This window comes from Nocardioides sp. NPDC127503 (assembly GCF_040302165.1).
Taxonomy (GTDB): Bacteria; Actinomycetota; Actinomycetes; order Propionibacteriales; family Nocardioidaceae; genus Nocardioides.
Genome location: NZ_JBEORH010000017.1, coordinates 72,514 through 92,232, shown reverse-complemented (window position 1 = coordinate 92,232; position 19,719 = coordinate 72,514). Strand labels below are relative to the sequence as shown.

18 protein-coding genes are annotated in these 19,719 nt (G+C 68.4%); 7 read left to right on the top strand and 11 right to left on the bottom strand.

The features are described 5' to 3' along the window. Window positions 1-48: 48 nt before the first annotated feature. Window positions 49-1,170 (bottom strand): epoxide hydrolase family protein, encoded by a 1,122-nt coding sequence (locus ABTW65_RS27980; protein WP_350666289.1) that lies wholly within the window; start codon window positions 1,168-1,170, stop codon window positions 49-51. Window positions 1,171-1,283: 113 nt separating this feature from the next. Here ABTW65_RS27980 and ABTW65_RS27975 point away from each other — a divergent pair, with 113 nt between their 5' ends. Continuing rightward, entirely contained in the window at window positions 1,284-2,252 is a 969-nt protein-coding gene (locus tag ABTW65_RS27975; RefSeq protein WP_350666287.1) for a helix-turn-helix transcriptional regulator, read from the top strand. A gap of 28 nt (window positions 2,253-2,280) precedes the next feature. Further along, window positions 2,281-2,961 (top strand): GOLPH3/VPS74 family protein, encoded by a 681-nt coding sequence (locus tag ABTW65_RS27970; protein WP_350666285.1) that lies wholly within the window; start codon window positions 2,281-2,283, stop codon window positions 2,959-2,961. Here ABTW65_RS27970 and ABTW65_RS27965 read toward each other — a convergent pair whose 3' ends face one another. The 7 genes from ABTW65_RS27965 to ABTW65_RS27935 all read right to left on the bottom strand — a co-directional run bounded on the left by ABTW65_RS27965 (window position 2,962) and on the right by ABTW65_RS27935 (window position 9,455). Further along, entirely contained in the window at window positions 2,962-3,627 is a 666-nt protein-coding gene (locus ABTW65_RS27965) for a glutamine amidotransferase-related protein (protein WP_350666283.1), read from the bottom strand. A gap of 64 nt (window positions 3,628-3,691) precedes the next feature. After that, the gene (metG, locus tag ABTW65_RS27960; RefSeq protein WP_350666281.1) at window positions 3,692-5,539 is read right to left on the bottom strand and encodes a methionine--tRNA ligase; all 1,848 of its coding nucleotides are present in this window, start codon (window positions 5,537-5,539) and stop codon (window positions 3,692-3,694) included. Between the two features lie 68 nt (window positions 5,540-5,607). Beyond that, window positions 5,608-6,819, bottom strand: coding sequence for a peptidoglycan recognition protein family protein (locus tag ABTW65_RS27955; RefSeq protein WP_350666279.1), 1,212 nt, complete (start codon window positions 6,817-6,819; stop codon window positions 5,608-5,610). A gap of 77 nt (window positions 6,820-6,896) precedes the next feature. Further along, entirely contained in the window at window positions 6,897-7,454 is a 558-nt protein-coding gene (locus ABTW65_RS27950; protein WP_350666277.1) for a maleylpyruvate isomerase family mycothiol-dependent enzyme, read from the bottom strand. 12 nt (window positions 7,455-7,466) lie between these two features. Further along, window positions 7,467-7,997 carry a TIGR03086 family metal-binding protein gene (locus ABTW65_RS27945; RefSeq protein WP_350666275.1) on the bottom strand — a complete coding sequence of 177 codons (531 nt, stop codon included), beginning with the start codon at window positions 7,995-7,997 and terminating at the stop codon, window positions 7,467-7,469. A gap of 49 nt (window positions 7,998-8,046) precedes the next feature. Further along, on the bottom strand, window positions 8,047-8,781 hold the full coding sequence (locus ABTW65_RS27940) for a hypothetical protein (protein ID WP_350666273.1): 735 nt from the start codon (window positions 8,779-8,781) through the stop codon (window positions 8,047-8,049). 47 nt (window positions 8,782-8,828) lie between these two features. Further along, window positions 8,829-9,455, bottom strand: coding sequence for a mycothiol-dependent nitroreductase Rv2466c family protein (locus ABTW65_RS27935; RefSeq protein WP_350666272.1), 627 nt, complete (start codon window positions 9,453-9,455; stop codon window positions 8,829-8,831). 140 nt (window positions 9,456-9,595) lie between these two features. Here ABTW65_RS27935 and ABTW65_RS27930 point away from each other — a divergent pair, with 140 nt between their 5' ends. Then, window positions 9,596-10,327 carry a L,D-transpeptidase family protein gene (locus tag ABTW65_RS27930; RefSeq protein ID WP_350666270.1) on the top strand — a complete coding sequence of 244 codons (732 nt, stop codon included), beginning with the start codon at window positions 9,596-9,598 and terminating at the stop codon, window positions 10,325-10,327. Between the two features lie 87 nt (window positions 10,328-10,414). On the opposite strand, the gene ABTW65_RS27925 is transcribed toward ABTW65_RS27930, so the two are convergent. After that, window positions 10,415-12,073 carry a CHAP domain-containing protein gene (locus ABTW65_RS27925; protein WP_350666268.1) on the bottom strand — a complete coding sequence of 553 codons (1,659 nt, stop codon included), beginning with the start codon at window positions 12,071-12,073 and terminating at the stop codon, window positions 10,415-10,417. 201 nt (window positions 12,074-12,274) lie between these two features. Between ABTW65_RS27925 and pepN the strand changes: the two genes are divergently transcribed. Then, on the top strand, window positions 12,275-14,818 hold the full coding sequence (pepN, locus tag ABTW65_RS27920; protein ID WP_350666266.1) for an aminopeptidase N: 2,544 nt from the start codon (window positions 12,275-12,277) through the stop codon (window positions 14,816-14,818). 197 nt (window positions 14,819-15,015) lie between these two features. Beyond that, entirely contained in the window at window positions 15,016-17,265 is a 2,250-nt protein-coding gene (helR, locus tag ABTW65_RS27915) for an RNA polymerase recycling motor ATPase HelR (protein WP_350666264.1), read from the top strand. Window positions 17,266-17,278: 13 nt separating this feature from the next. On the opposite strand, the gene ABTW65_RS27910 is transcribed toward helR, so the two are convergent. Then, entirely contained in the window at window positions 17,279-17,569 is a 291-nt protein-coding gene (locus tag ABTW65_RS27910; RefSeq protein WP_350666262.1) for a hypothetical protein, read from the bottom strand. Between the two features lie 120 nt (window positions 17,570-17,689). Here ABTW65_RS27910 and ABTW65_RS27905 point away from each other — a divergent pair, with 120 nt between their 5' ends. Then, window positions 17,690-18,637 carry a mechanosensitive ion channel family protein gene (locus tag ABTW65_RS27905; protein ID WP_350666260.1) on the top strand — a complete coding sequence of 316 codons (948 nt, stop codon included), beginning with the start codon at window positions 17,690-17,692 and terminating at the stop codon, window positions 18,635-18,637. Between the two features lie 136 nt (window positions 18,638-18,773). On the opposite strand, the gene ABTW65_RS27900 is transcribed toward ABTW65_RS27905, so the two are convergent. Then, window positions 18,774-19,199: an OsmC family peroxiredoxin gene (locus tag ABTW65_RS27900; RefSeq protein ID WP_350666258.1), complete on the bottom strand. Its 426-nt coding sequence runs from the start codon at window positions 19,197-19,199 to the stop codon at window positions 18,774-18,776. An 86-nt stretch (window positions 19,200-19,285) separates the two neighbouring features. Here ABTW65_RS27900 and ABTW65_RS27895 point away from each other — a divergent pair, with 86 nt between their 5' ends. After that, window positions 19,286-19,657, top strand: a complete 372-nt coding sequence (locus ABTW65_RS27895) for a globin (protein WP_160025142.1) — start codon at window positions 19,286-19,288, stop codon at window positions 19,655-19,657. Window positions 19,658-19,719: the final 62 nt, after the last annotated feature.

Here is a 19,719-nt window from a genome sequence, read left to right as displayed (position 1 = left end):
GGATCGCAGCCGCGGAGGGGCTGCGATCCTCGGGCTCTTTGCGGGATCTCAGGCGAAGAACGCCCGCAGGTCGGCGGCGACGTCCTCGGGACGCTCCATGGCCGCGTAGTGGCCGCCTTCGGAGAACTCCGACCAGTGCTGGATGTTGGCGTTGTCCCGCTCGGCCAGCGACCTGATGGTCTGGAAGTCGTCCTTGAAGACGGCGACCCCGATCCGGCCCTGGGAGACCTCCGGCTCGCGCTCGGCGTGGCCCTCCTCGTAGTGGTAGCGCGCTGCAGAGGCGTAGGAGTTGGTCAGCCAGTAGTAGGTCGCCTGCTCGATGACCTGCTCGGGAGTGACCAGCGATGTGCCGTTGCCGAAGGACTCGAAGAGCTCGCTGTAGGCCAGCGTCCCGACCGGCGAGTCGGCCAGCGCCGCACCGATCGTCTGCGGCCGGGAGCCGTTCATGGCGTTGTAGCCGCCGACCGACTGGAACCACTGCATGTGCTCGAGCGCGGCGTACTCCTTCGGGCCGAAGCCCTCGAACTCGCTCGGGTCGCCCGACGGGAAGGAGAAGAGCTGCAGCACGTGCGCACCGAGGAAACCCTCCGGGTTCAGCAGGGCCAGCTCGCGACCGATCATCGCGCCGCCGTCGCTGCCGTGCACCCCGTAGGAGTCGTAGCCGAGCCGGCGCATCAGAACGTCGTACGCCTCGGCCGCCCGCTTCATCGTCCAGCCGGTGTCGACCACCGGCGTCGAGAGACCGAAGCCCGGCAGCTCGGGGATGACCAGGTGGAACTCGTCCGTCAGGGACTCGGTCATCGGCAGGAATTCCAGGAACGAGCCCGGGTAGGTGTGGGCGAGCAGGAGGGCCTTGGCGTCCGGGTTCGACGAGGGTACGTGGACGAAGTGGATGACCTGGCCGTCGATCTCGGTCAGGTGGTTGGGCACCGCGTTGATGCGCGCCTCGACCGCACGCCAGTCGAAGCTCTTCCAGCGCTCGACCATGTCGGCGAGGTAGGACGTCGGGGTGCCGTAGTCCCAGGAGTCGCCGGGCACGCTGGCCGCGAACCGGGTGCGCTCCAGGCGGGTGCGGAGGTCGTCGAGGTCCGCCTGCGGGAACTCGACGGTGACGGTGCTGATCTCGCCATTGGACTTGGTGCTGATTCCGGTGCTGACCTGCGTGTTCATGACTTCTCCTTGGTGGTTTCCGACCTTGTGAGACCCACGTTATGAAGGGTTCCGGCAAGCCTGATTCCGGAATTCCGGTGGCCCGTGAATCTTTTTTGCCGCACGCTGAGCCCGTGCTGGAAACCTCTGCGCGACTGCTCGCGCTCCTGGGCCTGCTGCAGTCCTCGGCCGGCTGGACCGGCGCCGACCTGGCCACCCGGCTCGACGTCTCCGAGCGCACCGTGCGCAACGACATGACCAAGCTGCGCGAGCTCGGCTATCCGGTGGAGTCCGTACGCGGCCCGGGTGGGCGCTACCGGCTCGGTGCCGGCGGCAAGCTCCCGCCGCTGCTGCTCGACGACGAGGAGGCGCTCGCCGTCGCCGTCGGGCTGCGTGCCGCGACGGGCATCACCGGCGTCGCCGAGACCAGCGCCAGGGCGCTGGGCAAGCTCGAGCAGGTGCTGCCCGACCACTTGCGCCGCAAGCTGGCCGCGGTGGTCGATGCGATGGATGCCGGCCCTGTCAACACCGACAGCAACGTCCCCGACCCGGACGTCGACTCCGGCACTCTGCAGGCGCTGGCCACCGCGATCCGGGACCACGTCGGCGTACGCGCCGACTACCGCGACGAGCCCATCGAGGTCGAGCCCTACCGGCTGATTGCCTGGCAACGCCGCTGGTACCTCGTCGCCCGCGACCCCCGTGCCGACGCCTGGCTGCCGCTGCGCGTCGACTGGCTGCGCCTGAAGGTGCCCGGCGGGCGCCCGTTCCGCCCCGCCGACCCCAGCTTCGACCTCACCGAGTTCGTCGTACGCGAGGTCGCCCGCACCGGCTGGGCCGTCCACGCCCGCCTGATCATCGCCGCCTCCGCCGAGGAGGTCATCTCCCGCATCAACCCCGCCGTCGGCACCGTCGAACCGATCTCCCCCGACCGCAGCGTCCTGGTCACCGGCGGAGACAGCCTCGAGGTCGTGGCTGTCTGGATCGGCATGCTCGGCCTCGACTTCACCGTCGAGTCCCCACCTGAGCTGGTCGACCACCTCCGCGTCCTCGCGGAGCGCTACGCGGCCGCGTCGACGATTGCGCCGAATCCGGTGTCGTGAACACCGTCCGGCCGCTACGTTTCGGGCCATGCTGATCGCCGAGGAGCTCATCCTGCTCACCCTCGAGGACATCACCGGACAGCCCGTCAAAGGCCTCCGCAACCTGGCGACGCGGGACGTGCTGGTCGGCGGTGCGCTGCTCGCCGAGCTCGCGCTCGCGGGCGCCGTCGAGGTGCACCAGCAGTCGTTCTGGCGCTCGCCCAAGGTGCGCCCCGTGAAGGTCCAGGTCGCTGACGACGCGAGCCTTCAGCACGCGTATGACATCGTCTGCGAGCGCGCCAGAACGCCGCCCAAGGTGGTCAAGCGCATCGGCACCGGAATGACTGCCTACCTGATCGGCCATCTCGTCAACCAGGGTCTGCTGCGAGCCGAGGACCGGAAGGGCCTCTTCTTCAGCACGACCGTCCACCCGGTCCTCGACCCGCGGTCGAAGCAGCCCGTGCGCGGCCGGATCGCCGGCGTCCTGCTCCACGGCCATACACCCGACGAGCGCACCGGCACCCTGATCGCACTGCTCTCCGCCGTCGACCAGGCCCACCGCCTGTTCGTCACCCCCACCGTGCCGCCCCGCGTGGTCAAGAAACGCGCCAAAGAGATCGCCCGGGCAGACTGGGCCGCCGGTGCCGTACGCGAGGCCATCATCGCCGCCCGTCAGGGCGTCGAGTCCGGCTTCAGCGACAGCGGCGGCGACGGAGGAGGGGGCGACTGACTACCGCCCGCGCTGCTCCACCGCGTCGACGAATGCTCGCACGAGGGGATGGACAGGCGCTCCCGCGAGGGCGCCGATGTGGGGCTGGAACATGCTGGTGACGTAGAACGGGTGGTCGGGGAACTCCAGGACCTCCGCGCCGGCGTCGTCCGCGGTGGCGCCGACGACGACACCGATCTTCTCCAGCGCCATCACGGCCTCAGCAGTCGGCGCGTAGTTGCAGAAGTGCATGCCGACGAACGGCTCCGGCTGCCAGCCCGCGAAGCGTGTGCCGGGGACAGGCGTCACCAGTCGCTCCTCGCCGTAGAGCGAACAGGCCAGCGCGGAGACCGCGTTGTCCTCACCCGCGCCGTCGGACTCGGCATGGGTCGCCGTGGAGCCGAGCACGTTGCGGGTCCACTCCAGCACGGCGTACTGCATCCCACCGCACACCCCGAGGAACGGGATCCCCCGCTCGCGGACCACAGTGAGGGCCGCGAGAACCGCAGCATCGTCGGCATAGGGCGAGCCGGGAACGAGCCAGACACCGTCGTACGCCCCGATGTCGAACCCCGAGTCGGTCGGCACCCACTCCGTCTCGGCACCGAGCTCGGCCAGCTGCGGCCGAAGCGCGTTGAGCTCCTGATGGCTGCGGTGTCCCCGGTCATCGCCGAGCAGTGCGATCATGCGCCGAATCCTCGCAGCCGGGCGCAACCCGATCCAACGATTTCAACTGCGGGCGGAGTGGCCGCTACTCCGGCTTGATGCCCAGGCGGTCGAGCTCCTCGTCGATGATCGCGGTGTCCAGCTTCTGGAAGACCGGGGTGGGCTTGGCGACCGGGGTGCCGACGACGATGTCGTGGCGTCCCCAGGTGGGGGCGCCGGTGTAGTCGCCGGTGATGATCGGGTAGGGCTTGCCGTCGTCGAGGTCCTCGACCTCCTCGATGCGGGGCATCGGAGCGACCTCGCCCTTGCCACCGAGCGCCTTGTCGATCTCGTTGGCGGAGAACGGCAGGAACGGGGACAGGATCAGGTTGAGGTCGGCGACGCACTGTGCCATCACGTGCAGCACGGTGCCGAGGCGCTCGCGGTCCTCGGGAGCCTTGGCCAGCTTCCACGGCTCGAGGTCGGTGACGTACTTGTTGACCTCGCCGACCGCACGCATCGCCTCGCCGATCGCCTGCTTCTGCCGGTGACGGCCGATCAGGTCGCCCACCGTGCCGAACGCGGCGCCGACGGTGTCCAGGATCGCCTGGTCGGCCTCGGTCAGCGTCCCGGCGGCGGGCAGCTCGCCGAAGTTCTTCGCGATCAGGGTGGCGGTGCGGTTGACCAGGTTGCCCCAGCCTGCGACGAGCTCGTCGTTCGTACGCCGCACGAACTCCGCCCAGGTGAAGTCGGAGTCGTTCGACTCGGGGCCGGCGGCGGCTACGAAGTAGCGGAACGCGTCGGGCTGGTAGCGCGAGAGGAGGTCGCGCACGTAGATCACGATCTTCTTCGAGGAGGAGAACTTCTTGCCCTCCATCGTCAGGTACTCGCTGGAGACGACCTCGGTCGGCAGGTTGAGGATGCCGTACGCCCCCGGCTCACCGCCCTTCGAGCCACGGCCGTTGTAGGCGAGCAGCTCGGCCGGCCAGATCTGCGAGTGGAAGGTGATGTTGTCCTTGCCCATGAAGTAGTAGGACAGCGGCTCCGCGGCGGCGAGCTCGGCGGCGGTGGCGCCCTGCGGCCCCTCGGCCGGGTTCCACCACTTCCGCCAGGCCTCGGGGTCGCCCGAGCGCCGAGCCCACTCGATCGAGGCGGACAGGTAGCCGATGACCGCGTCGAACCAGACGTACAGCTTCTTGGTCGGGTTCTCGCTCCACCCCTCGAGGGGCACCGCGATCCCCCAGTCGATGTCGCGGGTCATCGCGCGCGGGCGGATCTCCTTGAGGATGTTGCGGGAGAAGCCGATCACGTTGGGGCGCCACAGGCCGGTGCGCTCGCGCTCGGCCAGCCACTCGGACAGCGCGTCGGCCAGGGCCGGGAGGTCGAGGAAGATGTGCTGGGTCTCGATGAACTCCGGCGTCTCGCCGTTGATCTTGGAGACCGGGTTGATCAGCTGGTCCGGGTCGAGCTGGTTGCCACAGTTGTCGCACTGGTCACCGCGCGCTCCGTCGGCACCGCAGATCGGGCAGGTGCCCTCGATGTAACGGTCGGGCAGGGTCCGCCCGGTCGACGGCGAGATCGCGCCCTTGGAGGTCTGCTCGACGAAGTAGCCGTTGTTCCACACACCGAGGAACAGCTCCTGCACCACCGAGTGGTGGTTGGCCGAGGTGGTGCGGGTGTAGAGGTCGTACGTCAGGCCGAGCGAGACCAGGTCCTCGACGATGATCCGGTGGTTCTTGTCGACGAGCTCCTGGGGTGTCACGCCGGCCTCGTCGGCGGCGATCAGGATCGGGGTGCCGTGCTCGTCGGAGCCGGAGACCATGAGCACGTCGTGGCCCGCCATCCGCATGTACCGACTGAAGACGTCGGACGGTACGCCGAAACCGGCCACATGGCCGATGTGGCGCGGGCCGTTTGCGTACGGCCAGGCGACTGCGGACAGAACGTTGCTCATGGCCCCATCCTAGGGAGAGGGCGCCATCAGTTTTCTATCGACATGGCTATCGATGCGGGCAACCCGGATCACGGGTTGAACATCTGGTCCCGCTGGTAGGCGTACTTCCGGATCCACGGCAGCCACTTGGCGAGCTGGGCGCCCGGGCAGGAGGTCTCGTTGGTGTGGAAGTGGCCGTCGATGACCCAGACCCGGACGCGCCGGCCGGCCGGGAACCGGTCGCTGCCCTTCGAGATCGTCTCGAGCGTGCCGCGCTCGTCGCGGCCGGCCATGTCGAGCTTCCAGGCCGCCATCCGCTCGGTCTTGATGAGGGCGTCGTCGGAGGGACGTACGTTCTCGAAGTTGCCGATCAGGGCGATGCCCATCGACTGGTGGTTGAAGCCACGCGTGTGGGCGCCCTTGACGAGCCGGTCGATGCCGCCGGAGCGGCCCTCCCAGGCACGGCCGTACTTGTCGATGAGGAAGTTGTACGCGATGTCGAACCACCCCAGTGACCTGGTGTGATAGCTGTAGATGCCGCGGATGATCCCCGGCACGTCGCCCTTGGAATAATTGTTGCTCGTGGCGGTGTGGTGGATGTGGACCTGCTTGAGCGAGCTGTTGTACTCCGGGCGGCCGTTGCGCCAGGAGTTGTTGGCACCCCACTGCGACCGGGTGAAGATCGTCGGCTTCGGAGCCCACCGCGGTCGCGACCGCGCGACCCGGCCGCTGGCGCTGTCGTTCGAAGCACTGCCGTAGCCCAGGTCGTCGGCCTCCTTCTTCGGAGCCTTGACGTCCTCCTGCGGCCCGGTGTTGATCAGGGTCAGCTTCAGGTCCTTGGGCTGCGCGCCCTCGACCCGCACCTGTACGCCGCTGGCCCGGCCGGTCCACACCGGCTGGGTGCCCCGGCGCTCGATCTTGCCGCGCGCGGCGACGCTCTCGGCACCGTCGGGCAGGTCCTCCTGCAGCGGCAGCTCCTGCCACTCGCGCCACGTGTCCGACTTGCTCACGCGCACCTCGACCTGGGGAGTCTCCGCCCCGGTCCAGGAGACCCCGACCATCGAGAAGGTGGTCGTCCGCAGCTTCTCGGTCGAGGCCGCGGCGGCCGACCGCTCGGTCAGCCGCGGCGGCAGCTTCACGTCACGGGTGGCGATGCCGTCCTCGAGACGAGGCAGCTTGATCAGCTGGCCGTCTTCGGCGGCCGCCGGATCGATCGCCGAGCCGATGGCCGGAACGAGCATCGACGCGCCGACAACGACAGCGGTCAGGGTCATGGTGATGACGCGGGGGAAGCTGGCCATACCCTTGATTTTGAAGAGTCGAGCGCCCGACATGCCGCAAACGCATGTGTTCGGTGTGTCGTTTGGGACTTCTGTGACTAAAGCGACGGTGCCGGCACGAACGGCACCGGCCTCCCGGCGTACGCAGCCAGGTGCTCGTAAGCGCCCGAACCCTCAGGCGCCGAGAGCGCATTGGCGAAGGCCCGCCCCTTGCGCTCCGGCCCGAGGATGCGGTCCATCGCGACGACCGCCCGCTGGGCGACAGCCTCGTCGAGGCCGTCGGTCGGGCGGCCGAGCGCCGCGCACACGTCCCAGGTGTGGACCGCGATCTCGGCCGACTGCCAGTCGGGGTCGATCATCACCATGTCGTCGGGGCCGACCTCGCGCCACAGGTTGATCAGCGCGTTGCCCCTGGTGCGGAGCTCCTCGCCCAGGTTGACCGCGTAGTCCTCACGCCCGTCCCATCCCGGCGGCGAGCCCTGGAGCATCGTCACGAAGACACGCGGCTGGGCGATCATGTGGTTGGCCAGCTTGCGCAGATCCCACTCGGGGCACGGCGTCGGCCGGGTCAGGTCGTCCGCCGTGACGGTGTCGAGAAGCTCTGCTGCCTGCGTCAGGGCCCGCTGCAGCGCGAGCACTCCCATCTGGTCAACCACACCACCATGGTGTCAGGCGAGCCTGCGTCCCGCGAAAGCAGCCAGCCGCTCGTACGCCCCGGCATCCTCGGGCGCCGCCACCTCGGCGCCGAACGCACCCATGCGCATCTCCGGCTTCAGGGTCGCCTTCATGAAGGCCAGCCCGACCTCGGCCAGCTCCGGGTCGAGCTCGGAGGTCGGGACGTCGAGCGCCTGCGCGAGGTCCCAGGAGTGGGTGGCGTACTCGGCGACGAGCAGGCCGACCGGCACCGCCGCCCCGGGACCCTGTCCCCATGCGTGGAGCACGTCGTCGGCACCGACCCTGAACGTCGGGCCCCAGCTCTCGGTGACGTGCTGCGGGGGCGCGCCCCAGTCGGGCTCCCCACCACGAAGCATCGTGACGAAGTTGGTGCCGTCCGCGATCACGTGGTCGGCCAGCGTGCCGACATCCCACTGCCGGCACGGCGTCGGCCGTGAAACGGTCGCGGCGTGCACCCGGTCGAGCAGGTCGCCGGTCTGATCCAGCGCCCGCGAGAGAATTCCTGCTTCGTCTGTTGTAGCCACGCAGCCAACGTACGTCTTCGCGTCCCGACCGTCACCGCCAAATACTCGGCTACCCCATGTTCTCGAAGTCGATCTGCTGGCGGGGCTTCGGCGCGACGATCTCCGTGGGCTCATCGAAACCGCTGAAGATCACGTCTGCCGCGTCCTTGCCGGTGTTCGACACCTTGACGACGTAGTGGGGCTCCTCGGCCTGGACATAGATCGTGCCCTGCTCGCTGCTGCGGTCCTCGAGCTTGATCACCGGCTGCCCGTCGACCTGGTCCTTCGACTTCTTGATCGTCAGGCCCTCGATGGTGCTCGGGACCAGAAGCTCGAGGAACTCGTCGGAGAGCTCGTCCCAGTCGCACAGTTCGGCGAGGTCGCCGATGTCGTCGCCACCGGCGACCCACTTCTTCCCCACCATCGCGAGGACCGCGTCGGCGTCGCCACCGGCGTTGGCCTCCCAGAACGCTCGGTCGGCCTTGAACCAGCCCTTGCCGCCGACGACGAGCAGCGTCATCTCCCCGTCCGGCGTACCGATCGTGCCGGTGCAGTCGCCCGTCGTCGAGACGGTCATGTCGATGTTCATCTCATTGCCGTCATCGAGGCCGCTCCCCGAGATGTGAACGGACTTCAGCGAGCTCATCGACGCCTTCGCGTCGGCGAGAATCTTCTTAGGGGACTCGTCGGCGTACGACTTGTCCTTGCCCGAGGATGCAGTGCCTCCGCAGGCGGTCAAGCCGCCCAGCAGAGCGGCCAGCGACAGGGTAACTGTCAGCTGGCGGCGCAATCCGTTCAGAGTCATACGCGATGGTCCCACCGCCCGGAACCACTCGCGACCTCATATTCGGCTCAGCTGAAATCGAGGTCGTGGACCCGGGCACGCTTGAGCTCGTAGACGTAGGGGTAGGCGGTGATCAGCTGGAACCCGTCCCAGAGCTTGCCGGCCTCCTCGCCCTTGGGCGCCTTGGAGATGACCGGTCCGAAGAAGGCCGAGCCGTTCATCGCGATCGTCGGGGTGCCGACGTCGTTGCCGACCTGATCCATGCCCTCGTGGTGCGACTTGGCGATGTCCTCGTCGAACGAGGAGTCGTCCATCGCGTCGGCGAGCTCGACGGGCAGCTCGACCGAGGCCAGCGCGTCCTCGATGACCTCGCGGGTGAACTCCTTCTTCTCCACGTGGCGCCGGGTGCCGAGCGCCGTGTAGATCTCGGCCAGCTTCTCCTGGCCGTACTCGTTCTGCACTGCCATGCAGACCCGCACCGGGCCCCACGCGGTCGCGAGCATCTTCCGGTAGTCCTCGGGGATGTCCTTGTCCTGGTTCAGGTACGCCAGGCTCATGATGTGCCACGTCACCTCGACGTCACGCACCTTCTCGACCTCGAGGATCCAGCGTGAGGTGATCCACGCGAACGGACAGGCGGGGTCGAACCAGAAGTCGGCAGCGGTCTTCTCGGAATCGGGGGAGGTCTGCGTCATATCGACCCTCAACCACCGCTCCCCAGGATCTGTTCCAGACTCGTTACCGCTACTCGCAAGTAAAGGCCTGCATACCCCACTAGGCTTCCGCGGTCCGATCGCTCGGATCGGAGCATCCCCCACGCACAAGGACAAGTCTCGTGAGACTCTCGATCGACCGGAGAACAGGTCTGGTCGGCGGTGTCGTCGCTGTCGTTGCGACCGCCGCTGCCATGTTCTCCCTCCTGCCCTCGAACGCCGGCGCCGCGACAACGGTGGTCCTCGACGGCGTCTCGGTCGCCGTTCCCTACGGTGGCACGCAGGTCGTCACCGTGAACCGGACCTCAGGGACGTACGCCAACGTCCGCTTCTGGGTGAAGGCCGACGGGAGGTGGACCCAGAAGTTCATGACGACCAACGGGCGGATCGGCTCCGGCGGACTCGTGGCGCGCGACCAGCGCAAGCAGGGCACCAGCACGACCCCGATGGGCACCTTCAGTCTGATGTCCACCTTCGGCACCCACGCCAAGGCGACCACGCAGAAGCTCAGCCACAGAAAGATCACCAGCGAGTCCTACTGGGTCCAGGACAACAACTCGGCCTACTACAACCGCTACCGCCTCAAGTCGCAGGGCGGCTTCCGCTACTGGCTCCCGGCCAGTGACGTGAACAGCTCCGAGCGGCTGGCGGCCTACCCGACGCAGTACGAGTACGCGGTCGTCATCAAGTACAACTACGACAATCCAGTCCGCTACCGCGGCGCCGGGATCTTCCTGCACGTCAACGGCTCGGGTGCGACCGGCGGTTGCGTCAGCGTCCCGCGCTGGATGATGAAGGAGTACTTCAGCCTTCTCGACCCCACCAAGAAGCCCGTCATCGCCATCGGCGCCTGACCTAGCCGTGAAGACAGCACAGTGGGCCGGAGCGAGGATCGCTCCGGCCCACGGCCATGTGACGGATGAATCTTGCGGCCCGCCCGGTCAGTTGACGGTGGTGAAGTCACCCCCGCTGGCCCAGTAGGCGACCTCGTCGCCGCTGTAGGCGGCAGTGACGGCGTACTCACCTGCAGGGAGCTTGACGAAGGTGACGCCGGCCTTCCCGCCGCTGAGCGTCTTGGTGACCGTACGTCCACCGTTGGTCGTGATCTTGACCGTCCCGGTCGGCAGGTAGCCCGGCGCGATGACCTCGACGGCCACCTTCGCCTCTCGGGAGCCGCCGGTCGCGGTGACCTTGACGCTCGGCTTGACGCGGACCCGGCCGCTGGGGCCGTACGTCTTGGTCAGCGACTGGCCGCTGCTGGAGCGGGCGACCACGGTGACGCTGAGACGGCGACCGACGTCGGCCTCGGTCGGGTAGTACTTGTTGCTCGTCGCCCCGGAGATCGGCGTGCCTTCACGCGTCCACTGGTAGGAGAGGTCGACCGCCTCGCTGAAGCCGCCCGGGTCGACCTGCATCAGGCCGCCGAGACGAGTGCCGCCCTTCACGAAGCCGGCCTCGGTCTGCGCCAGCTCGCCGCCGCTCGGCGGCTCTGCCGGTTGCTGCGGAGCCTTGCCACCACCGACGAGCGTGTCGGCGAAGGCGTACGAGTGCTTCGGACGATAGCCCACCTGGACACCGACGACGACCGCCCCGATCCTCTTTCCGGAGGCCGCTGCGGGCACCTTCAGGAAGCGGGACTTGGTGCGCGTGATCAGCTGCTTGTCGGCGTACCACCTGACCTCGCCGATCTTGGCCGACGGCTCGTAGTCGGCGCCGCCGACGGAGATCGTCGAGCCGACCTTCTGGGTACCGCTGATCTTCGGCTGCGCTAGAACCTTGAACGTGCCCTGCTTGATCGGCGGCAGGATCTCGCTCATCGTCCTGGCCTCGCTGTAGTCCCGGCGGGTGCCGGTGAGCACTGCCGCGATCTGCTTGCCGGCGAGGTGGCCGGGGATGCGGAAGGTCTTGTTGGTCGCACCCGGGATCGGCTTCTTGTCGACGATCCACTGGTAGCGGATCTTGTTCGGGTTCGGGCTCCACGAGCCGGTGTTGACCGTGACCGCCTTGCCGACCTGTGCCGTGCCCTCGACCGTGGGGCGCTTGGTGACCGAGAGGCGCTGGTCGTTGAAGTGGATGAACCCGGTCGGGTAGTTCACCGAGTCCTTGCCGATCCGGCGCCAGCTGATGTCGCTGCCGTAGTTGGACTCCGAGATCGTGATCGTGTCCGCGCCGACCTTCTCGACCATCGCGACGTGCCCGAAGCGGCTCGCGCTCGGGTGCGAGGAGTGCCACCAGGCGACCGACCCGACGGTCGGCGTCCGGTTCGTCATCCGGCTCAGCACGACGCCCCAGTTGGTGGCGTTGCCCTCGCCCGACCAGGGGCGAGCGTTCGGCAGACCGGTCTGGATCAGCTTGTACGCGACGTAGTTGGTGCAGTTCCGACCGGCGTACATCCGCCAGTACATGCTCCCCCACGCACTCTCGTACCCGCCGGTGGAGTAGCCCTTGCTGCGGCAGTCCGAGAAGCCGGAGCAGAGCGTGATAGAGCCCGCGTGCGCCGGTGATGCCAACTTGGGGATGACTTGCACACCGAGGCCGACGAGCAGCAGAACCGCGCCGGTGACCAAGGTCCGGCGCAGCGCCCCGCCAGGCTTCCCCACCCGGCGCGACTCCTGTGAATACTGGTGTTTCTGTGACTTGAGGGGCACATGAGTACCCTAGGGAAAGTTGTCAACCATTGATACCGGTGTGTCGGAATTACAACACTGTATTTTTACTTTTCACGCTCAGTGACTCCCAAGAACGGGCAACAACGGCGATATAAATGTCTCGAAATCCGGGCGCAGTGAGAGGATCCAGCCATGCCTGGAACCAATCTGACGCGCGCCGAAGCCACCGCTAGGGCCGCACTACTCGACGTCCTCTCGTACGACATCGATCTCGACCTCACCACGGGTGCTGAGACCTTCGGTTCGACGACGACGATCACCTTCACCTCCACCGAGGCCGGCGCCTCGACCTTCGCCGATCTGGTCGGCGCGACGGTCCACGAGATCACGCTCAACGGCGTGGCGCTCGACCCCGCGGTGGCATACCAGGACTCCCGGATCCTCCTCGACGGCCTCGCGGCCGAGAACGTGCTCGTCGTCAAGGCCGACTGCGCCTACTCCCACACCGGCGAGGGGCTGCACCGCTTCGTCGACCCCGCCGACGACCGCGTCTACCTCTACTCCCAGTTCGAGGTCCCCGACGCGCGCCGCGTCTACACCACCTTCGAGCAGCCCGACCTCAAGTCCGTCTTCACCTTCCACGTGACCGCTCCCGAGGGCTGGAAGGTCGTCTCCAACGCGGTCACGCCCGAGCCGAAGCCGCTCGGCGACGGCCGCGCGACCTGGGACTTCGAGCCCACCAAGAAGATGTCGACCTACATCACCGCGCTGATCGCCGGTGAGTACCACGAGGTCCAGGACGTCTACGAGGGCAAGTTCGGCACCATCCCGCTGGGTCACTACTGCCGCCAGTCGCTGGTCCCCCACCTCGACCGCGACGAGCTCGTGAAGATCACCAAGCAGGGCTTCGAGTTCTTCGAGGACGCCTTCGACTTCCCCTACCCCTTCGGGAAGTACGACCAGCTCTACGTGCCCGAGTACAACATGGGCGCGATGGAGAACGCCGGCGCCGTGACGCTGCGCGACGAGTACCTGCCGCGCTCCAAGCAGCCGCGCTCCTTCTACGACTTCCGCGCCTCGGTGATCCTCCACGAGATGGCGCACATGTGGTTCGGCGACCTGGTCACCATGAAGTGGTGGGACGACTTGTGGCTCAACGAGTCGTTCGCCGAGTGGGCCTGCTACCACGCCCAGGCCAACGCGACCGAGTTCACCGACGCCTGGACCGGCTTCACCAACGCGCGCAAGCAGACCGGCTACCGCCAGGACCAGCTGCCCACGACCCACCCGATCGCCGCGGACAACTACGACCTGCAGGCCGTCGAGGTCAACTTCGACATGATCACCTACGCCAAGGGCGCCTCCGTCCTGAAGCAGCTCGTGGCGTGGGTCGGGCTCGAGCCGTTCCTGGAGGGGCTGAAGGCCTACTTCAAGGAGTTCGCCTACGGGAACTCCGAGTTCAAGGACCTGCTGCGCCACCTCGAGGCCGCCTCCGGGCGTGAGCTCCAGGGCTGGGCCCAGGAGTGGCTGCAGACGGCCGGCGTCAACACCCTCGCTCCGGAGTTCACGCTCGCCGAGGACGGTTCGTACACCTCCTTCTCCGTCCGTCAGTCGGCGGCTGCCGACTACCCGACGCTGCGCCGCCACCGCATCGGTCTGGGCCTCTACGACCTGGTCGACGGTTCGCTCGTACGCCGCGACGCGTTCGAGATCGACGTCACCGGTGAGCTGACCTCGGTTCCGCAGCTCGAGGGCGTCAAGCAGCCCGACCTGCTGCTGCTGAACGAGGGCGACCTGACGTACGCCAAGATCCGGCTCGACGAGCGCTCGCTGGCCACCGCGCTGTCGTCGCTGTCCGTGCTGGGCGACTCGCTCTCGCGCGCGCTGATCTGGGGTGCGGCCTGGGACATGACCCGCGACGCGGAGATGCGGGCGAGCGACTTCGTCGAGCTCGTGCTGGCCAACATCGGCCAGGAGACCGACGCCTGGGGCGTCACCCGGATCCCGGTCTTCGCCGCCCAGGCGGTGGGCTCGTTCTCGGCCCCGGCCAACCGCGACGCCCTCAAGGCGCGCTGGGAGACCGGCCTCAGGGAGCTGCTGGGGGCCGCCGCTCCGAGCAGCGACCACCAGCTGACCTTCGCCAGGACGTACGCCGCCGCAGCCCGCTCCGAGGCCGCGATCGCCGATCTCAAGGGTCTGCTCTCCGGTGACCTGGCCTTCGACGGTCTCGACATCGACCAGGACCTGCGCTGGGCGCTCGTCACCGGCCTGGCCGCCTCGGGCACCTTCGGTGAGGCCGAGATCGCCGCCGAGCTCGAGCGCGACAACACCATCTCCGGCCAGGAGAAGGCAGCCGCCGCCCGCGCCGCGCAGCCGACCGCCGAGGCCAAGGAAGCCGCCTGGGAGTCGGTCGTCGTCCGCACCGACGTGGCCAACGAGACCGCCCGCTCGATCGTGCTCTCGTTCCAGCGCGGCGGCCAGGACGAGGTGCTGGCGCCCTTCGTCGATCGCTACTTCGAGGCCGCCGACACCCTCTGGGACCACCTCGGCACCCACCGCGCCTCCACGGTGCTGGAGTTCATCTTCCCCAAGCCGGCCGCCTCCCCCGAGCTCCTCGAGAAGGCCGACAAGTGGCTCGAGACCTCCCCCGCCGAGCCCGCCGCCAAGCGGTACGTCCGCGAGGGACGTGACGAGGTCGCCCGCGCCCTCGCCGCCCAGGAGCGCGACGCGCAGTAGCACCACACGAAGGACCCCCCGGAAGCCGTGCTTCCGGGGGTCCTTCGTATCTGCTCGAAAACCAAGAAAGAAGGGGATATCTCCCCTTCCACTAACAACTTTATAGCGCATATAGGGGCTTGCCGCAAGACCCCCGGATTGGGGCAGAATCTCCTCCTCGAACAGGTAAAAGGCCTGATCAGACAGGGGATTCAACGTTGCAAGCATTCGATCTCGCGGGCCGTCACGATGCCAAGGCGGACCCGGCATTGATCGCTGAGGACGAGCAGCACTTCGCTGCCATCGCGAAGAGCCTCGAGGAGCAGATCTCCGAGCTGAACGAACGGCTGGACGACGTACGCCGCCGCCCGGGTGGGCATGGGCAGGAGGCGATGGACCGGGATCTGGAGGTGCACCGGATCGGTGGGCAGCTGCGGATGCTGCGCAGGTTCAGCCTGGACCTGTGCCTGGGGCGGATCGTCACGGAGTCAGGGCTCGATGGTCAGAGCCGGGCCATCTACATCGGGCGGCTCGGCCTGACCGCCAGCGACGGGCAGCGGCTGCTGGTCGACTGGCGCTCGCCGGCCGCGGAGCCGTTCTTCGCGGCCACCCATGGCGACCCGCACGGGCTGCTGAGCCGGCGCCGCTACCGCTGGACCAACGGGCGGATCACCGACTACTGGGACGAGGTCTTCACGGCCGAAGGACTCGAGGGGCATGCCGCCCTCGATGACCAGTCGGCCTTCATCGCCACGCTCGGCAGCAGCCGCTCGCCGCGGATGCGCGACGTGCTCGGCACCATCCAGGCCGACCAGGACGCCATCGTCCGAGCGTCCTCGCGGGGTGCCCTGGTCGTCGACGGCGGTCCGGGGACGGGCAAGACCGTGGTGGCGCTGCACCGCACGGCGTACCTCCTCTACTCCGACCCGCGCCTGGGCGAGGGCAAGGGTGGGGTGCTGTTCGTGGGGCCGCACGAGCCCTACCTCTCCTATGTCGCGGACGTGCTGCCGAGCCTGGGCGAGGAGGGCGTACGCACCACCACGCTGCGGCGGATGGTGCCCGAGGGTGCCTCGCTGGCGCCCGAGACGGACGCGGAGGTCGCCCGGCTCAAGGCCGACGTCCGGATGGTCGGGGCGATCGAGCCGGCGGTGGCGCTCTACGAGAAGCCTCCGTCGAAGCCGACGCTGGTCGAGACACCCTACGGCGACGCGGTGATCAGCACCGGCGACTGGGCCGAGGCGATCGCCGCGGCCGAGCAGGGTACGCCGCACAACGACGCCCGCGACCAGGTCTGGGAGGCGCTGCTGAGGATCGTGACCGAGAGGATCCAGGCGAACACCGGCGCCGACCCCGACCACGACTACGACGCCGAGGCGGATCTCGACGACTGGGGCGACTCCGACCAGGAGGAGGCCGAGTTCGACGCGTACGGCCTCGTCGACGAGGACTCGACAGACGCCCTGCGTGCCTCGCTGGAGACCAACGCCGGACTGCTCGACGTCTTCGGCGAGGTCTGGCCGCGGCTGCGGCCGGCCGACATCGTCGGGGACCTGTGGGAGGTGCCGGCGTTCCTGCGGATGTGCGCGCCCTGGCTCACTCCCGAGGAGGTGAAGACGCTGCAGCGCGCGGACCCCAAGGCCTGGACCGAGGCGGGCCTGCCGCTGCTCGATGCCGCCCATCGCCGGCTCGGCGACCCCGACGCCTCGCGGCGCCGGAGCGCCCGGAAGGCAGCGGCGGCGGCCGACCGGAAGGCGAAGGCGGCGGTCGTCTCGGACCTGATCAGCCACGACGACTCCGACATGAAGGTGATGTCGATGTTGCGCGGCCAGGACCTGCGCACCGCGCTCCTCGACGACTCGGTGCGGGAGCCGGAGGAGCTCGACCCGTACGCCGGCCCGTTCGCGCACATCGTCGTCGACGAGGCGCAGGAGCTGACCGACGCCGAGTGGCAGATGCTGATCAGCCGCTGCCCCTCGCGCAGCTTCACGATCGTCGGCGACCGCGCCCAGGCGCGGCACGGGTTCACCGAGTCGTGGCAGGAGCGGCTCGAGCGCGTCGGCCTGGACCGGATCGAGATGGCCGGCCTGAGCATCAACTACCGCACGCCCGAGGAGGTGATGACCGAGGCCGAGCCGGTCATCCGCGCGGCGCTACCCGACGCCAACGTGCCCACGTCGATCCGTGCCTCCGGCATCCCGGTCGTCCACGGCTCCGTCGCAGATCTCGACGTGATCCTCGACACGTGGCTCGCCGAGAACGAGGAGGGTATCGCCTGTGTCATCGCCGCCGACTCATCGGACACGAACGAAGGCCGCGTACGCCGGTTGAGCCCCGTGCACGCCAAGGGGCTCGAGTTCGACCTGGTCGTCCTCATCGACCCCGAGACGTACGGGACCGGGATCGAGGGTGCCGTGGACCGCTACGTCGCGATGACGCGGGCGACCCAGCAGCTGGCCATTCTCACCTGACCGACCTGAAGGGTCAGTGCGTCGCGGCGGGGAGGTTGTCGTCCTCGGCCTTGTGGGGCTTGGGCAGCAGCCCCTCGCCGCGGAACACGCCCGGCAGGAGCACCAGGAGGGAGATGACCACCATCAGGATCACCGGGATGAGCAGGATGAGCAGGAGCAGACCGGAGGCGGTCATGTCCTCGGCGACAGGCCAGCCGTTGGGGACCTCGGCGCTGGCGGGGCCGGCGGTAGCAACAGAGGCGACGACGGCGGCGGAGGCGGAGGCGCCGAGGAGGCCGGCGCGGCGCAGGATCTGGTTGCTCACGGGGCAGATACTAACCGGCGTACGTCCTGGTTCTCATCTCTGCCCCTCGTCGCCGCGGCGGGAGTCGATGCCCGGGCGGGGATTGGCCGTCGACCTTGAACGGCTTGGATACTGGAACCCATGTCCATCCCCCCGAACCCCCCACTGATCTCGGTCTCCTGGTCGACGCTCGGCGAATGGGTGATCGGCATCCCCCTGCGTATCGCCGGCCTGATCCTGCTGGCGATCGTGCTCCGCTGGATACTGCACCGGGTGATCGACAAGGTCGTCGTCCGCGCCGTGGAGGCCCCCGGGCTGAGCGGCAAGATCACCAAGATGGCCGACGGAGGCGAGGCCAGTGTCGCGTCGTCGCGCCGCAGTCAGCGCGCCCAGGCGATCGGCTCGCTGTTCAAGAGCGTCGTCACCGGCGTCATGGTCGCGATCTTCGCCACCATGATCCTGGATCAGCTCGGCATCAACATCGCCCCGATCATCGCCTCGGCCGGAATCGTCGGTCTGGCGCTCGGTTTCGGCGCCCAGTCGCTGGTGCGGGACTACCTGTCGGGCATCTTCATGATCATCGAGGACCAGTACGGCGTCGGTGACAGCATCGAGGTCAACAACATCAGCGGCACCGTCGAGGCCGTGACGCTGCGGATCACCCGGCTGCGCTCGCTCGACGGCACGGTCTGGTACATCCCCAACGGTGAGATCCTCACCGTCGGCAACCACAGCCAGAACTGGGCCCGCGCCGTCATCGACGTCGGCGTCGGCTACAACGAGGACCTCAACAAGGTGCAGCGCGTGCTGCGCGAGGTCTCCCACGACCTGTGGGTCGACGAGGACTTCAAGGGCCAGATCATCGAGGAGCCCGAGGTCACCGGCGTCGAGGCGCTGGCCGCCGACGCCATCACCGTGCGGGTGCTGATCAAGACGCTGCCGCTCAAGCAGTGGGCGATCGCGCGCGAGATGCGCCAGCGGATCAAGGCCCGTCTCGACTACGAGGGCATCGAGATGCCCTTCCCGCAGCGGGTCATCTGGCACCGTGACGAGAAGGCGGCCGCCGCCGAGGAGACGGCCAAGGCCTGAGCCCCGCTGGTCGAGCCGCCGGAGCCGCTAGGCGGAGGCGTGTCGAGACCAACACGGCCTGTCGAGCGCCGACGGGACCGTGTTGGCTTCGACACCGGCTCGCTGGCGCTCGCCGGGCTCAACCAGCGGGGGTTGATCAGGCGAGGGCGGCGTCGAGCGTGATCGTGGTGCCGGTGAGAGCCTGGCTGACCGGACAGCCGGCCTTGGCGGCCTCGGCGAGGCGGACGAAGGCGTCGTTGTCGAGCCCCTCGACCACACCACGGGTGGTCAGCTTGATGCCGGTGATGCCCTTGCCGGGGGTGAACTCGACCTCGGCGCTGGTCTGGAGGCTGGTCGGCGGGGTGCCGTTGTCGGCCAGGCCGTTGGAGAAGGCCATCGAGAAGCAGGAGGAGTGGGCGGCGGCGATGAGCTCCTCGGGGCTGGTCTTGCCGCCGGGCGCCTCCGTGCGGGCCGGCCACGAGACGTCGTAGGTCCCCAGGCCCGAGGAGTCGAGCGTCACCTTGCCGGCGCCCTCGAAGAGCGAGCCCTCCCAGACGGTGGTGGCGGTGCGGGTGGTGGCCATCGTAATCTCCCAAAGTTCGTGTGAGTGCGTACGTCCCCGATCCTGCCACGGCAGGCGAGCGGGGACCCGCGTGGAAGAATGGCTCAGTGACGTTTTATGAGGAGATCGGCGGGATGGACACCATCCGCACGATCGTGGCCAAGTTCTACGAGGGCGTGGCGACCGACGAGCTGATGCGGCCGATGTATCCTGAGGAGGATCTCGGTCCGGCGCAGGAGCGGCTGACGCTCTTCCTGGCTCAGTACTGGGGCGGCCCGACGACCTACTCCGAGCAGCGCGGCCACCCGCGGCTGCGGATGCGTCACGCGCCGTTCGAGGTCACCTCGGAGGCTCGTGACCGCTGGCTCCAGCACTTCCGCGAGGGCCTCGACGCCGCCGGGCTCACCCCCGAGCAGGACGCGCAGTTCTGGGCGTACGCCGAGCACGCAGCCAACTTCATGATCAACACTCCCAGCTGACCCTCCGGCGGGCCCGCTCGCCACGGCCGCGCGTGCCGTGCCTCTAGAGTGGCGCCCGTGTC